General features: G+C 67.2%; 17 protein-coding genes. 11 read left to right on the top strand and 6 right to left on the bottom strand.

What is annotated here, in order from left to right; translation table 11 throughout:
- Positions 1–13: 13 nt before the first annotated feature.
- The gene (locus tag N6C22_RS05130; RefSeq protein WP_261649867.1) at positions 14–1861 is read left to right on the top strand and encodes a UvrD-helicase domain-containing protein; all 1848 of its coding nucleotides are present in this window, start codon (positions 14–16) and stop codon (positions 1859–1861) included.
- 13 nt (positions 1862–1874) lie between these two features.
- Here the strand turns inward: N6C22_RS05130 and N6C22_RS05125 are convergent, their stop codons facing one another.
- Positions 1875–2258: a hypothetical protein gene (locus N6C22_RS05125; protein ID WP_261649866.1), complete on the bottom strand. Its 384-nt coding sequence runs from the start codon at positions 2256–2258 to the stop codon at positions 1875–1877.
- Here N6C22_RS05125 and N6C22_RS05120 point away from each other — a divergent pair.
- Positions 2228–3076, top strand: a complete 849-nt coding sequence (locus N6C22_RS05120; protein WP_261649864.1) for a M24 family metallopeptidase — start codon at positions 2228–2230, stop codon at positions 3074–3076. The genes N6C22_RS05125 and N6C22_RS05120 overlap by 31 nt on opposite strands.
- A 15-nt stretch (positions 3077–3091) precedes the next feature.
- Here N6C22_RS05120 and N6C22_RS05115 read toward each other — a convergent pair whose 3' ends face one another.
- Positions 3092–3352, bottom strand: coding sequence for a hypothetical protein (locus N6C22_RS05115; protein ID WP_261649862.1), 261 nt, complete (start codon positions 3350–3352; stop codon positions 3092–3094).
- Positions 3353–3756: 404 nt separating this feature from the next.
- Between N6C22_RS05115 and N6C22_RS05110 the strand changes: the two genes are divergently transcribed.
- Positions 3757–4362, top strand: coding sequence for a riboflavin synthase (locus N6C22_RS05110; RefSeq protein ID WP_261649861.1), 606 nt, complete (start codon positions 3757–3759; stop codon positions 4360–4362).
- 12 nt (positions 4363–4374) lie between these two features.
- Here the strand turns inward: N6C22_RS05110 and N6C22_RS05105 are convergent, their stop codons facing one another.
- Complete coding sequence (locus N6C22_RS05105; protein WP_261649860.1) at positions 4375–5409, bottom strand: PrsW family intramembrane metalloprotease; 1035 nt, start codon at positions 5407–5409, stop codon at positions 4375–4377.
- A 162-nt stretch (positions 5410–5571) separates the two neighbouring features.
- Here N6C22_RS05105 and N6C22_RS05100 point away from each other — a divergent pair, with 162 nt between their 5' ends.
- The 3 genes from N6C22_RS05100 (at position 5572) to N6C22_RS05090 (ending at position 7614) form a co-directional block, all read left to right on the top strand.
- Positions 5572–5757, top strand: a complete 186-nt coding sequence (locus N6C22_RS05100; protein WP_261649859.1) for a hypothetical protein — start codon at positions 5572–5574, stop codon at positions 5755–5757.
- A 67-nt stretch (positions 5758–5824) separates the two neighbouring features.
- Positions 5825–6199, top strand: coding sequence for a hypothetical protein (locus N6C22_RS05095; protein ID WP_261649858.1), 375 nt, complete (start codon positions 5825–5827; stop codon positions 6197–6199).
- Positions 6196–7614: a DUF402 domain-containing protein gene (locus tag N6C22_RS05090; protein WP_261649857.1), complete on the top strand. Its 1419-nt coding sequence runs from the start codon at positions 6196–6198 to the stop codon at positions 7612–7614. The genes N6C22_RS05095 and N6C22_RS05090 overlap by 4 nt, the downstream gene beginning before the upstream one ends.
- A gap of 30 nt (positions 7615–7644) precedes the next feature.
- Here N6C22_RS05090 and N6C22_RS05085 read toward each other — a convergent pair whose 3' ends face one another.
- Positions 7645–7941, bottom strand: a complete 297-nt coding sequence (locus N6C22_RS05085) for a DUF6432 family protein (RefSeq protein ID WP_261649856.1) — start codon at positions 7939–7941, stop codon at positions 7645–7647.
- Between the two features lie 309 nt (positions 7942–8250).
- Here N6C22_RS05085 and N6C22_RS05080 point away from each other — a divergent pair, with 309 nt between their 5' ends.
- The 5 genes from N6C22_RS05080 (at position 8251) to N6C22_RS05060 (ending at position 13217) form a co-directional block, all read left to right on the top strand.
- Positions 8251–9354 carry a hypothetical protein gene (locus N6C22_RS05080; protein WP_261649855.1) on the top strand — a complete coding sequence of 368 codons (1104 nt, stop codon included), beginning with the start codon at positions 8251–8253 and terminating at the stop codon, positions 9352–9354.
- 37 nt (positions 9355–9391) lie between these two features.
- Positions 9392–9781, top strand: a complete 390-nt coding sequence (locus N6C22_RS05075) for a DUF5611 family protein (RefSeq protein WP_261649853.1) — start codon at positions 9392–9394, stop codon at positions 9779–9781.
- 103 nt (positions 9782–9884) lie between these two features.
- On the top strand, positions 9885–10973 hold the full coding sequence (locus N6C22_RS05070; protein WP_261649851.1) for an aminomethyltransferase family protein: 1089 nt from the start codon (positions 9885–9887) through the stop codon (positions 10971–10973).
- 59 nt (positions 10974–11032) lie between these two features.
- On the top strand, positions 11033–12478 hold the full coding sequence (locus tag N6C22_RS05065; protein WP_261649849.1) for an ATPase domain-containing protein: 1446 nt from the start codon (positions 11033–11035) through the stop codon (positions 12476–12478).
- On the top strand, positions 12471–13217 hold the full coding sequence (locus N6C22_RS05060; RefSeq protein ID WP_261649848.1) for a PAS domain-containing protein: 747 nt from the start codon (positions 12471–12473) through the stop codon (positions 13215–13217). Before N6C22_RS05065 ends, N6C22_RS05060 begins: the two co-directional genes overlap by 8 nt.
- A 7-nt stretch (positions 13218–13224) precedes the next feature.
- Here the strand turns inward: N6C22_RS05060 and N6C22_RS05055 are convergent, their stop codons facing one another.
- Positions 13225–14304: a geranylgeranyl reductase family protein gene (locus N6C22_RS05055; RefSeq protein WP_261649846.1), complete on the bottom strand. Its 1080-nt coding sequence runs from the start codon at positions 14302–14304 to the stop codon at positions 13225–13227.
- Positions 14305–14359: 55 nt separating this feature from the next.
- Positions 14360–15313 carry a hypothetical protein gene (locus N6C22_RS05050; protein WP_261649845.1) on the bottom strand — a complete coding sequence of 318 codons (954 nt, stop codon included), beginning with the start codon at positions 15311–15313 and terminating at the stop codon, positions 14360–14362.
- Positions 15314–15345: the final 32 nt, after the last annotated feature.

The following is a 15345-nucleotide window of genomic DNA, read 5'->3' as shown; positions in this document are numbered from 1 at the left end:
CAGTATGCGTCTAATGACTGACGCCGAGACGAAAGTAACCCGCCTCTTCGGTGGCCCGGGAAGCGGGAAGACGACAGCCCTCCTCGACAAGGTGGAGGAGATCCTCGAAGACGAGGACGTGACCTTCCGCGACATCCTCGTCGTCTCCTACACTCGTGCGGCAGCAGCCGAGATCCGCGAGCGTCTCGCCGAGCGCCTCGACATCAATCCCCGCTCCCTCCAGGGGAACGTCTGTACCATGCACGCGAAGGCGTACGACCTCCTGAACCTCTCCCGCAACGACGTCGTCGGCGAGTCCGACAAGGAGGAGTTCTGCGAGGAGTACGGCATCGAGTACGAGGACGAGTACGGTGGTGCCGGCCGCCGCACCGCCCGCTCGACCACCATCGGGAACAAGATCATCGCGACGAGCCAGTGGCTCCAGCGGACCAACCGCGAGGTCGCCGACTGGTACGACGTGCCGTTCCAGTGGGACGTCGAGACGGTCCGTCTCCCGCCCGAGATCGACCCCAACGCCCAGGAAGGCAACAAGTACACCCCGACGTGGCCCTCGGACGACGACCGCATCGACGTCCCCGAGACCATCCGGGCGTGGCGCAAGTACAAGGGCGACAACGAGCTCGTCGGCTTCGCGGACATGCTCGAACGCGTCGAACAGCGCTCCCTGCTCCCGAACGTCGACTACCTCGTCATCGACGAGTTCCAGGACATCACGACGCTCCAGCACCGCGTCTACGACGAGTGGCGGCCTCACATGAAGGGCGTCCTCATCGCGGGTGACGACGACCAGGTCGTCTACGCCTGGCAGGGTGCCGACCCCGACCTCCTGCTCGACGCCGAGCCGGACGACGACATCATCCTCCCCAACTCCTACCGGCTCCCCTCGCGCATCCTCAACATCGTCAACAAGGAGATCCGCCACATCGAGAAGCGCCAGGACAAGGACCTCAAACCCCGCAAAGAGGGCGGCGTCGTCGAAGCCGTCCAGAACCCGTCGATGCTCGACCTCGTGCGGAACGTCCGCCGGACCATCCAGAACGACGACGGGACGGTCATGATCCTGTTCCGGGCGCGCTACCAGATGTTCCAGTTCATCGACGAGTTCATCACGGAGGGCATCCCGTTCAAGTCGCTGACCGACCAGCGCATGTGGACCGACCGCCTGAACGACTACGTCACCGCGGTCGAGCAGATCGAGGAAGGCGAGGACATCAACGGGCTGCAGGCTCGACGACTCGCCGACATGCTGCAGGAGTCCGCCTTCGGTACGAACGAGCGCGACGAGTTCTTCGACGCCATCGACGAGGCCCAGGAAGAGGCCGGTGTCGAGGACCTCACCGAGCTCACCATCTCGCCCGACCTCGTGAGCGACTTCGTCCCCTTCATGCCCGGCCCGGCGTCGGCGTCGGACATGGTCCGGAAGGTCACCTCCTTCCAGCGCAAGTCGATGAAGGCGTACTTCGCGACCGGCGAGCACCGCGACATGGACCGCGACCACGTCCGTCTCGGCACCATCCACTCCGCGAAGGGTCGCGAGGCCGACCACGTGTTCATGGCGACCGACCTCACCGAGAAGGTCGTCGAGCAGATGGTCGCGACGGTCGACGAGGACGCACTGGACGACGACATCGAGTTCACCAAGACGACCTCGCCGGTCCCCATCCTGACCGACAACGAGCGACGTGTGTTCTACGTCGGGATGTCCCGTGCCCGCGAGCGCCTCGTCCTGCTGGAGAACCTCGTCGACGGCGCGCCGACCCTCTCGGTCGACGTGCTCCTGAACAACGAGATAACCGGCATCGACCTCGACGAGCTCATCGAGATGGCGAAACAGCCCGTCGAGCCGGAAGCTGCCGACTGAGGCCATGTCGCTTTCAATCGATTTCGAGCCCGTCCAGCGCGAGCTGCGAGCCCGCGATGCCTGTGCGTTCATCCACGTCGGCCGCGAGTCCGACCCGACGCTTCGCTATCTCGCCCGAACTGCACAAATCGAGGGCGAACTCGCGGTCGTCGTCACCGATGAGCAGGCGCTGTTGCTCGCGCCCGAGGCACCCGACGCCGCGACGGAAGCGTACCCCGACGCGCAGGTTCTTCCCGCAGGCGAGGACATCCCGACGGGCACCCGCGTCGCAACGGTACTCGACGACCTCGGGCTGTCCGGCACCGTCCTGACCCCCGAACGGTCCCCCACGACGCCGCGCTGTACCTGGAGAACGAGGGCTTCGAGGTGGCCTCGACCGCGGTCGTCGACCAGGCAAGGGAGACGAAGACCGACGCCGAACAGCTCCGCCAGACAACGGTCCAGTCGGCGGCCTGTGCGGGCATGCGCCGCGTCGCCGAAGTTCTGGCCGAGGCCGAACCCGGTGACCTCACCGAGGAAGACCCAGGGCACGGCCATGGCCACAGCGGACACGCCCACGGCCACGGCCACAGCCACAGCGCCGGTGACGACAGCGACGAGGGCCACGACCACGACGGCCCCCTCGTCTGGAACGACGCCCCCCTCACCGCGCTCCGGCTGCGGTGGGAGGCCAACGCCGCCCTCGCAGCCGAGGGCGTCCACCCCGGGACGACCGCCATCGGCGTCGCGGGCCGGACGGCGACCCCGCGGAGCGACGACCCCATCGAACCGGGCGACACCGTCGTCGTCGACCTCGCGCCCCACGGGCAGGACGGCTACCACGGCCGGCTGGTCCGGACGTTCGTCGTCGACGGTGACGGCGGCTGGACCCGGCGTGCGCAACTGGCCGCCGAGACCGCCCTCGACGCGGCCCTCGGCGAACTCGAACCCGGTATCACGGTCGGCGAGGTGCTGCTGGAACTCGAAGCCGAGGTCGCTGCCTACGGATTCGACGGCGACGACGGGACGGCCTACGGCGTCGGACTGGAACGCCGCGAAGCGCCGCTGCTCGGCGAGCTGGACGACGACGCAGAACTCGACGCCGGGACGGTGCTGGCGCTCGATGCCACGGTCAGTGACGCAGACGAAGGGACGGTCAGGCTCGCCGACCTCGTCGTGATTACGGCCGACGGCGGGCGCGCACTCGGCGCGTTCCCGCGGTCGCTGGCACCCTGAGAAAGACTGTTCTCGCTACTCGCTGCTCGACTCGTCGATCTCCTCGGGCTCCTTGATGACCGTATCGACCGCCTTGCCGGTCAGCTTGCCCGGGAGGTCGAACGGGCTGTCGATGTACTTCTCGACCAGTATCATGAGGACCCCGATGACGACCAGTGCCGCACCCATGGTGGTCTCTCCGCGCAGGAAGACCATGTCCAGCCCCGCGGCGATGGCAGGGAGTGCGAACACGAGTACCGCCAGCAGTTTCACCGATTCGATGATGCTCCGACCCATCGACAGTTCGTTGGCGACAGCACGACAAAAAGGGTGCGGACCCAGTGGTGAGTGAGTGCAGATTGGTGGCTTGCGCAGTCGGACCGATTGTCGGTTTCGGTTGTCGACTCGAAACGGTGGCTGTTCGACATGGCGTTCAGGCGGTGGCTGGTGGCGACGAGCAGGTCACTCGCGCTGGTGGCAGTGGAGACCGCCCCCGCCCCGCGCGGCACCGCAACCGCACCACGCCCTCCCCAGCCGATTTCGATGCTCGGCTCCGCCTGCGCTTCTCATCCCTCGCGTGCTTTCGTCGGCGACCTCGCTATCGCTCGCACCGCCGACCGCACGCGCCACCCGGTAGTTTCACCAGCAGACGAGCACCCGAGATAGCAACCCTTTCCGCCACCCGCCCCGAACCCCCGGCTATGTTCACCGGTATCGTCGAGGAGACGGGCGAGGTGGTCGAGGTGACAGAGACCGACGACGGGCGACGCCTGCGAATCGCGGGCGACGTGGTCCTCGAAGACATCGGCCACGGCGCGAGCATCGCCGTCAGCGGAGTCTGTCTGACCGTCGAAGAGTTCGACGCGGAGACGTTCGAGGTGTTCCTCGCGGAGGAGACCGTCGCGAAGACCTACCTTGGTACCGTCGAGGCGGGCGACCTCGTGAACCTGGAGCGAGCGATGCCCGCGGACGGGCGGTTCGACGGCCACATCGTGCAGGGTCACGTCGACACGACGGCCGAGGTCCTCGCGGTCGACCGGGTCGGCGAGGACTGGCGGTTCACGTTCGAACTCCCCGAGGGCTACGAGCAGTACGTCGTCGACAAGGGGTCGGTCACCCTCGACGGCATCAGCCTGACCGTCGCCGAGAAGGGCGAGGGGGAGTTCGCGGTCGCCATCATCCCGACGACGTACGAGCTGACGAACCTCTCGGCGAAGGAGCCGGGTGACTTCGTCCACCTGGAGGTGGACGTGATGGCGAAGTACGTAGAGAACATGCTCGACGGCTACACCGACCGGCTGGCCTGAGGCGGATGGAACTCAGTACCGCGGGGGCTGGTCGAACTCGGTGAGTTCGGATTCGCCCGCCGCGACCCCGTTCCGGTGGGCACCGACCTCGTCGTAGGCCCGCCGGTAGTTCCGTATCTTGCGGTAGAGGAACAGCCCGATGACGGTGTCGTAGACGACGACGTAGCCGAAGAACGCCGCGATGGGACTGATGTCGAGTGCGGTCGAGAGCACCTGCGGGACCCGGCTGACGGTCATGTTGTAGGTCGCGTGGAACAGCGCCGCGAGCAGGAGGCCCTTCACGACGATGGGACCGAAGTAGTCCCGGTTGAACTTCGCGAGTCCGAGGTAGAACCCGGCGATGGCGGAGTAGATGACGTGGCCCGGCCCGGCGAACGCCCGGACGGTCGCGATGGCCGAGCCCGCGTCGACGATGGGGACGGTCGACGCCTGGTTGATGCTCCCCGTGATGTAGACCGCGTTCTCGATAGTGGCGAAGCCGAGGCCGGCGATGGCACCGTACACCGCGCCGTCGATGACCGCGTCGAACTCGGGGCGCCGGTAGGGGTACATGCGGATGGCGAGCCACTTCACGAACTCCTCACCGGGCGCGACGATGAAGAAGAAGTAGACGAAGCCGCCGAGCAGCGTGCTGGTCGGGAGGCCGACGAAACTGAAGCCCGCGCTCATCACGGTGTTGACGACGCTGGCGAACGTCGAGAACAGGATGGCGAGCAGGAACGTACCGACGACGAGCCGCAGTGGCTCCTGTGTCGTCACGTCGCTCCGGTAGACGTAGACCGCAAAGAGCAGTGCGGGAACGATGGAGAGCACGACGAAGCCGCCGACCAGTGGGGTGGTGATGGCTCCGATGGCGACCAGGCCGAACAGCACGAGCGCGAGGATGCCCGCGAGGACGATGACGCCGAACCGAGCAGCGGGGCGGAGCCCCTCGTAGACAGAGACCGCGAACCCGTCGAACTCGGTGCGTGGCTCCCACGTCGCGATCTCGTACAGGTCACTGGCCCGGTCGGCGGCCCGCTCGACCGGGTCACGGCGTGGACTCATTGCCCAAGCGTACGGACATCCGGCCTGTAACGCTTCCCCCTACGGCAGGCTGTGTGCCGACCCGGTGTCCTAGGTGACGACCGTCAAATCCTAGAATGACATTAATCCACATAACGCGTAATAGGGGGAAGCTTATGATGGGGGACTCCTCTATGCGAGACAATGACAGAGAACAACAGCCGACAGATGCTATACACACCGCTTCCGACGGAGGAAGACGGCTTTAAGAAACCAGTACCCACACTTACACCGACCGACGACGAACCGAAGACGACCACCACGCCTCCCTCTTCTCGCACCACGGCCGAAGCGTCGTCCCGCTGGGGCGGCACCGCGGCCGACGACTGATTCCCGACGACCGACTCACGCGGACGCTGTCGTACGAGTAAAGACCCTGCCACCTGTAGCGCCGAGTATGCACTTCGACCAGCGGACGCAGGCCGCCTTGCGCGAGGTCGGCCTGTCGACCGACGAGCTGCAGGCAGCCTCCGCGGCCGTCGCCGAGCAGACCGAAGCCGACGCCGCGGCGCTGATGGAGTTCTTCGAGACGAACGACGTGGTCTACTCCGACATGGAGATGGCCCACAGCGCGAGCGAGTACCCCGAACACACCGTCGAATATTGCGACATCACCACGCACGCGGCCGAGATGCGCGGCTGGCTGCGCTTCGACACCTGGGGCGTGTTCGTCGAAGACGGCAGACTCCTCGACGACGGGACGGTCGAACTCACGCTCGGTCCGAGCGTCCACGACCGTGTCCGTTTCGCACCGACCCGCGACCAGCTATGACGGTCAGGGTTCGGGGCATCTACACGACCGCACTCACCCAGCTACTGCTCGAGGAGGGGTTCGACGTGGTGCAGGCCTCCCCGCCTATCCGGCGGCGCTTCGAGGAGCACGAGGCCGACCTCGCTGCGAGACCGGCCGCGGTCGAGATCGAGACGACCGACGACCGGCAGGGCGTCGGCCTCATCGGCGAGCGCGAGACCCTCGCGGCGGTCCGCGAGGTCGTCGCCACCGTGGGCGTCGACGCGCTCCACTGGGATAGCGCCGCTCCCCGCGGGGCGGTGTTCGACGGTATCGTCACCGAGACGCTCGGCAGCGGCGCGGTCGTCGATCTGGGCGACACCGAAGGCTTCCTCCCGTTCCGGACGGTGGAGGGCTACGTGGATGACGGCGACGTGGTTCGCGTGCAGGTCCACGAACCGGCCGCCCCCTGGAGCGACGACCGCCCGCTCCTCTCGACCGACATCACGGTCCACGACGGACTGGTCGAACTCTCGCAGGGGCGCTCGGGGGTCTCCGCGAACGTCAAGGGTGAGCGCGCGACCGAAATCGTCCGCACCACCGACATCCTTCCCGTGGAGGTACCCGACGGCTGGGGCGTCCGCTGGCAGCGCGCGGCCGCCGACGCGGACATGTCCGCGCTCGGCGACGCCCTCCAGGCCGCGGTCGACCGCGCCGAGGAACTTGACGACCAGCTGGCGTCGGCCGGCGGCGACCCCGACGACGCCCCGGACCAGCTCGCCCCCGGTGAGGGCACCGCCTGGGTCTGGTTCGGCCGCGAGTGCCGCTTCGCCCTCGACGAGATTCGCCGGGGGGTCGAGCGAACCATGATCGGCCACCATCGCATCAAGGCGGCCCACCGCGCCGCCAGTACGGCGGTCGACTTCGTCGAGGCGGTCTGTGACGACCCCGGCGGCGAGTTCCCGTTCCGGGCGGTCACCGAACAGTTCGGCCCGCTGCTCGGCGACCGCATCGCCCTCGCGCACGGGAAACCCGAAGGGCGGCTCATCGTCCTCGGCCGCGGCGAGATAACGGACTACGACCCCGACGGGCAGGTGACCCTCGAACGCCAGATGTCCGGCGGCGGCACCTACGACGCGCTCGGCGTCCCGCGCGAGCAGGGCGACGTGGCCATCACGAAGCTCAAGGAAGGACGCTGGTGGTATCCGACGGTCTACCGCGGCGAGGACGGCGAAAAGAAGGGCACCTACGTGAACATCTGCACGCCGGTCGAGCTGTTCCCCGACGAGGCTCGCTACGTCGACCTCCACGTCGACGTGGTGAAACACGCGGATGGAACCGTCGAACGCGTCGACGACGACGAACTCGACGAGGCCGTGGCGTCGGGGCACGTCTCGGAAGCGCTCGCGGAGAAGGCCCGGAGCGTCGCCAGCGCGGTCGAGCGGGCACTCAGCTAGAACAGCGGCCGTGACGGGCGACAGGCCCGCCTAGAAGGGTAGTTTCTTCCGTAACTCGTCGATGAGCGACGGGTCCTCCGCGAGGTCCTCGGGGTCGGGGATGACCTGGTCCGCGGGCTTGATGACCGTCCGGCCGGTCGACTGTTCGACGACGATGAGTCCGTCCTCTTTCAACCCCGCGAGGGCCGTCTCCAGGTCGTCGATGTCCGCCTCGACGTGCGAGCGGAGCTCGAAGACTGTCATCCCGTCGTCGGCACGGTCTACGAGGGCATCGAGCACGGATACGTCGATGTCGGCTCGATTCCGGAACTCCCGCTTTGCCTTCATCAGTGTCCACTTCGTGCGGATACGATTTCACGCTTGCCCCTGTCGTGGTGGTCTGCCAGGGTGTCGAGCGGTGGGTTCGTCGGTTCATGTGGAGTCGTCGATTCGGGTCCAGTCCCCAGTCCGTGCCGAGTCCCCAGTCCGGGCCGAGTCGCTGTGGGCTGTGTCTTACTGACCCGGATGGCTGTCGGTGTCGACGAGCAGTGGCTGGCTGGGCTTCCCGCGCTGCCTGCTAGCACAGCCATCGGTGCGTCACCCTCCGATTGCCAGGTCGGCAAAGTCTTTTACGGCCGGACGGGGTAGGCCGTCATAATGGGTCTGAGGTGTTCGCTCCTCGGTCACGACTGGAGCGAGACGGAGATAGAGGACGAGCGCGACGAGCAGGGCAACGAGGTCGTGATGACCGTCCGTGAGTACGAGGTGTGCGCGCGCTGTGGCGAGAAGACTCTCATCAGCGAGAACACCGAGGTAACGAGCGTCTCGAACGGACAGCCGACCGACTCGGCGGCGGAGCCGGCAGACGACGCTGATACGGTCGCGGCCGAGGTGGTCGCCGAGGCGACAGCCGACGAGGCCGACGCGGAACTCGTCGACGACGACGAGCCCGATGTCGCGGTCGAGAGCGAGGGCGAGACGGACGACGACGCCGAGACGGAAGACGCCGAGGTCGTAGACGACGAGGCTGTCGACGGCGACGACGAGCCGGCGAGTCCCGATTCGACGCCGGACGACGCGGCGGCCGTGGCGGCCGACGACGACGCGATGATCATCGACGGCGACGACGAGCCGGAACCGGCGGGTGACGCGGTCGACGCCGAGGCCGACACCGCCGAGGCGACCGCGACGGACGCCGACGACGCTGGCGAGTTCGTGGAGGACGCGCCTGCAGACCCCCACGAGAACCCGGAGACCGACGACGGCGTCATCCTCCCGGGCGACGGCTCCGAGCCCGAGAAGACCGAACGCGAACACGGCGAGTGGCCGGAGCACGAGGGCGGCCACGCGAACGCCACGACCGAGGCGCGCGAGTGGCCCGACCACGGGGACGAGGACGACGGCTTCGATGCGACCGCGCCCGACGGCGAGGCGGCTGACGTCGAGTTCGAAGGCGGCCACCCGCAGACGGACGCCGAGGGCAAGCCCGAGAAGGGGCACGACGCGGAGTTCATCGACAACACGGGTGCCCAGTCCGTCGAACAGGAGGTCGACCAGCGAGCCCGCAGCGCCGCCAGTAACTCCCCGACGGGCATCGCCTCCGCCAACGAGGCCCGGGCCCCGGGCACCGGCTCGCCATCGCGGTCTGGCGGCGATCTCGTCTGTCCAGCCTGTGACAACACCGAACTCGCCGCACGGACCTCGCTGCGCGCCGGGGACATCTGTCCCGAGTGCAAACGGGGCTACCTCGCCGAGGAGTGACGAAACAGGTAAACACCCACCTGCCCATGTCCCATCCATGAAGGAGTACAAGATGCGACGCGGCGAGTACCTCGAAGAGCGCATTCCGGACCTGAAAGCGAGTATCGAGGAGTACTTCGGCCCCGTGACAGGTACGGAGGAGTTCAAGGGCAGCGACCTCTATGTCATCGGCGAACCGACGAACCCTGTCTTCGAGCGCATCGTCGTCGGCGCTGTGGAGTACTCGGGCAAGAAGGACAAGCTCGCGGTCGATTTCGTCGAGCGCAACCCGGCCGAACTCTCGCCGGACGAGCTCGAAGCCGCTGGCGACGCCGTCTCCAAGAAGAACGAGTTCCTCCTCGAGGCGACCGGCCGTGACGCCAAGTCCCGCCGCGAGTCCATGAAGCGCGCCGTCGAGGACGACCCGGACCACGACGTCGACGCCTGAACAGCGACCCTGTGCGGTGCTTCTGCGTTTTTCGCGCCTCCAGAGACATCGCCCGGAGAAACGAGAGCCTTTACCCGCGAACCCGCCCAACCCTCAGGTATCAATGACGGTCATCGAGTCGGTCCACGCGGACCACGGGGCGACGTTCGGCGAGCGCGGCGGCCGAACCGTCGTCGAACACTACGGGCGACCGGAGCGAGTCCACAAGGCGGTCAGGAACGTCTCCGGCGTCTGCGAGATGGTGTACGGCGTCGTCACGGTCACCGGCGAGGACAGGGTCGAGTTCGTCGACAACGCCGTCTCGAACCGGGTGCCCGGTGAGGACGGCGAGGGCTGTTACGCGCTCTTGCTCGACCCCCAGGGCAAGATCCGGATGGACATGTACGTCTACAACGCTGGCGAACGCCTGCTCCTGTTCGTGCCGCCGGGACTGGCCGACGAGCTGGTCGAGGACTGGGGCGAGAAGGTGTTCATCCAGGACGTCGAGTTACGGGCCGCCACCGACGACTTCGCCACCTTCGGCGTCCACGGACCGAAGTCGACCGAGAAGGTCGCGAGCGTCCTCAACAAGTCCGCGACCCCGGACCGCCACCTCTCGTTCGTCCGCGGGACGATGGGCGACGAAGGTGTCACCGTAATCCGGGGCGACGGCCTCATCGGCGACGAGGGCTACGAGGTCATCTGTGCCGCGGACGACGCCAGGGCGGTGTTCAGCACGCTCGTCAACCACGGGCTGAACGCGGCCCCCTTCGGCTACCAGACGTGGGATGCCCTGACCCTCGAAGGCGGGACGCCCCTGTTCGACACCGAACTCCAGGAGCGGCTCCCGAACGTCCTCGGCCTGCGGAACGCGATGGACTTCGAGAAGGGCTGTTTCGTCGGCCAGGAGGTCGTCTCCCGCGTGGAGAACCGTGGCCAACCGTCGCGCCGACTCGTCGGACTCGAACCCGAGGTCGTCCCCGACTCCGGAGCCGCGGTCTTCGACGGTGACGACGCCATCGGCGAGGTGACCCGCGCGTGCGAGAGCCCGTCGCTGGACCGGCCGCTCGCCATGGCGCTCGTCCCCTACGACTCCGAGACGACCGACCTTACCGTCCGTGTCGACGGCGACGAGGTGTCGGCGACCCGCGTCTCGCTGCCGTTCTTCGCCGAGAGCGACCGGTCGTCCAGAGTTCCAGAATACCCGTCTTAGCTCATTTGAGCGAGGAAATCGCCAGATGACTTTTGGTCACTGGCGGTTTCCATCTAGCCATGGATGATACCGGAGTTCGATACTCGACCGGAATCTCCGGTCTTGACCACGTCCTTCATGGCGGCTTCATTCCGGGCCGGTCGTACATGGTCAGTGGCCAGCCCGGCACAGGGAAGACGATTCTCGGCCTGCATTTTCTACTCGAAGACCCGGAGAATAGCCTCTACGTCGCGTTCGAGGAGCGCGAGAAGGACATCCTGGCGAACGCGGCTGCACTCGGGTTCGACCTCTCCGATATCACGATTCTGGACCTGAGCCCCGACTCGGAGTCGTTCCAGTCGCGGACGCACTACGACGTGTTCGAACCACCCGACGTCGAGGACGACATCACGGAACACGTCGTCAGGGCCGTCGAGGAAACCGAACCGAACCGGGTGTTCGTCGACCCGTTGACCCAGCTCCGCTACTTCGCGCCCGACGACTACCAGTTCCGCACGGAGGTCGCTGGCTTCATGAGCTTTCTCAAGGACTCCGAGGCGACCATCGTGTTCTCCACGCAGCCGATGCCGAACATGCCCGACGCCGACCTCGAGTTCATCTGCGACGGGAGCATCGAACTGGGCTACGCCACCAAGGGCCGCACACTCACCGTCACGAAGTTCCGCGGGTCGGGCTTCCAGGGTGGTACCCACACCATGCGGATCACGGAGACCGGAATCGACGTGTTCCCCGAACTGGTCCCGACGGTTCGCTCGCGCGACTTCGAGGCCGTGGCCATGTCGACCGGACTCTCCGAGATGGACAGTCTCCTCGCCGGCGGTATCGAACGCGGGACGGTGACGGTCATCAGCGGCCCGAGTGGGGTCGGGAAGACGACGACCGGCTCGCAGCTCATGAGCGCCGCCGCCGAGCGCGGCGAGCGCTCCGTCATCTACATGTTCGAAGAGTCGACCGACACGTTCGTCCACCGGTCGGAGGCCATCGGGATTCCAGTCAAGAAGATGCAAGCGAAGGGGACCCTCGAGATCGTCGAGGTCGAACCGCTGGCGGTCTCGTCGGACGAGTTCGCACACATGGTCCGCCAGGAGGTCGAGGAGAAAGGAGCGAAACTCGTCATGATAGACGGTATCAGTGGCTACCGGCTCTCCATCCGTGGTGACGACGACGACCTCGTCCGTGAACTGCATGCGCTGTGTCGCTACCTGCGAGGGATGGGTGTCACGTCCCTGCTCATCGACGACGTGGCCACGGTCACCGGCGACTTCCAGCCGACCAGCGAACGGATAAGCTACCTCGGTGACAACATCCTCTTCCTCCGGTACCTCGAAGTGAACGGTGAGATAAACCGGGCGATGGGCGTCCTGAAGATGCGGACGAGCGACTTCGAGCGAACGCTCCGAGAGTTCGAGATACGCTCCGATGGTCTCCATCTCGGAGGACCGCTGACCGGTCTCCGCGGGGTGTTGACCGGAACGCCAGAGTTCGTCGAGGACAGCGGTGAGTGATTTCGACGCCCCCTCACCTCCACGCGCTGTCGCACTCGTGCTGGCAGACAGTGGGAACGAGCACGTCTTGACGACGTGGCTCGACGAGCACGGCATCGCCGCGGAAGCCATCGAGCCGGGCGACCCACTGCCAGAGGACACCAGCCTCTGTCTGGTCGACATCGGTGCGCTGTCGCGTGCAGCCGCCGTGATACGTCGTCAGAAGGAGCAGCGGGACGAGGTTGACGAGTTCCTTCCCTGCTTGCTGGTGGTCCCACAGCGCCTCGGCCCTCGGGTCGCCGCCAGCGACGACACCCGGTTCGACTTCGTCGACGAGCTCATCACGGTCCCGATAGACCCCAAGACACTCCGCCACCGTATCGATAGCCTGCTCGAGCAGCACCGACCCGGGGAGGAGGCGACCGGGACGCTCTCGCTGGGCGCGGTCGTCGAGGCGTTGCCGTTCGCGACGTTCGTCGTGGTCGACGGCGTCGTGACAGAGCTGAACAGTACTCTCAGCCGGGCGCTCGGTGCCGACCCCGAGGACCTGCATGGCCGACGCCTCGACGAACTGGTCGCGACCGAGGACAGAGACCGGGTCGAGCGTCTGTTCGGGCGGCCCGAGCTCTCGGTCGAACACGTCCGACTGGTCGGGGGAACCGAATCGCTCTCGGTCGAGCTTCGCCCCATCACCATCGAGAACGGGACCGTGTCGGGCTACCTCGGCATCAGCCGCGACCGGGACGAGACCCGGGACTGAGCGCCACTCAGCGCAGGAACGCTTTCAGCTGGTCCGTCGAAAACAGCGAGGTGGGACGGTCCATGTGGACGCCGATCTCGCCGGACAGCGTCGACAGCCCGAGCGTCTGCACCGGCTCGGGGAGCGAGTACGCCTTGCGAATCCAGTGGCCGAGTCGAATCTCGCTGGCGAGGTCGTCACGCCACGCCGACTCGTAGTCTGCAAGCGTGCGCGGGTCGTCGGGGTCGACCGTCCGGACCGCGTGGTCCGCACAGGTCATCCCGTAGAGGATGCCACCGCCGGTGAACGGTTTCGTCTGTGCAGCCGCGTCACCGACCAGCAACCCGCGGCGGGTCGTCACGACGCCCGGGGGGCCGATGGGGATGAGCCCGGAACACCGGCGGACGATGTCCACGTCGTAGCCCGCGACGAGTTCGTCGAACAGCTCGTTCACCTGTTCACCCGGGGGACAGGCCAGCCCGTACTCGACGCCGGACTCGTCCCGGGGGATGCGCCACGCGAAGAACCGGGGCGCGGTGAGGTGGACGTCCACGAAGTCCTGTGGGTCGGGTTCGTCTGAGAAGCCGAGGACGCCGTGGAGCAGTTCCCCGGGCTCGGGGAGGCCGAGTGCCTGCCGGACCCGCGAGCGCGGGCCGTCCGCGCCGACGACCATCTTCCCCTCGTGGGTCTCGACACCGTCGGGGCCGCGAGCCGTGACCTCGACGCGGTCGCGATGCTCCTCGACACCCGTCACAGTGTGCTGTTCGCGGAGGTCCGCCCCGGCCTCGCGGGCGAGGTCGGCGAGATGCCGGTCGAGACCGACCCGGTCGATGACGTTCGAGACGACCTCGCGCTTGTAGAACTCGTGGGCGTTGCTATGGGGGCCGCCGACGTGGAAGCGCGCCCCGAACACCTCGTTCTGGAGCAGCTCATCGCGGGCACCGTCACCGGTGAACTCCCAGATGTCGGTGCTGACGTGTCCCGAACAGGCCAGCGGCTCACCGACGCGGCCCTGTTCGAGTGCGAGGACGTCGTATCCCGCCTCGCTGGCGCGGCGGGCGAAGCGTGCGCCGGCGGGACCAGCGCCGACCACGACGAAGTCGTACATGTCCGTCGCCTAGTGAGTCGCGGCTAAATACCTTCCCGGTTCGCGTCGACAGTCCTCACTGGACCGCGAGTCCCCGGACCGGGCCGGCCACGTCCCACGATTCGACGCGGTTCCAGGCACCGGCCCGGTCGTCGGTCTGGTAGAGTCCGTCGTCCGTGGCGGCGAAGAACGTCCCCGGGTCGGTCCCCGGTGCCAGCACCGGCCGGCGGAACCCGTCTGGCTCGGGCAGACCGCGCATCGCGAGCGTCCAGGGGTCGTCACCGATCTTCCGGTAGACGTAGGATTCCGCGGTCTCGGTCCGGTGGGCCGCGTACGCCCCATCGGCCGCCGAGACGAGTCGCACGTCGGGGTTGCCCGGGTCGACCGCGACGCTCCAGCAGTAGCGGTGCTCGAGGCCATCCTGTGGCTGGGTCCACGTCTCGCCGCCGTCGTCGCTCTCGGCGTAGCCGTCACCGGCGGCGCTGTATACGCGGCCCGGGGCGTCCAGGTGGGTCGCGAGCTGGTGGTTGTCGCGACGGCTCCCCTCGGGGCGCTCGCACCACGTTTCGCCACCGTCCTCGGTGACGACGAGCGCACCGGCTTCGATGCCGACGAAGAGTCGACCCTGGCGATTCGGGTCGGGCTGGAGCCAGCGGACGTGGTGCGTGTCGGGCCGGGGCGGAAAGTACCACGAGTCGGCGGAGGGAAGGTCGGTGAGGCCGGGTCGCTCGGTCCAGGTGTCGCCGTAATCCGGCGAATAGAAGACGCGGCTCGGCTCGGTCCCGACCCAGACACCGCCGGTGTCGTGCGGGTCGAACGCGACCGACATCACCGCGTCCGGGAGTTCGGCGTCGACTCGGTCCCACGATTCACTGCGGTCCTCGCTGTGCCAGAGTCCGGCGTCGAACGTGCCCGCGAAGACGTGGTCGCCGTCGGCCGCGACACACTCGAAGTCGTGGCCATCGAACCGTGCGACCGTCTCCCCCTCGCGGACCGTCAGAAGGGTGTCGGAAAGTGCGACGAACTGCATGGCTCGCTGTACGTCGGCCCGCGACAAAACTC

This window comes from Haloarchaeobius sp. HME9146 (assembly GCF_025399835.1).
Classification (GTDB): Archaea; Halobacteriota; Halobacteria; order Halobacteriales; family Natrialbaceae; genus Haloarchaeobius.
This window is presented reverse-complemented; position numbering and strand designations above follow the sequence as displayed.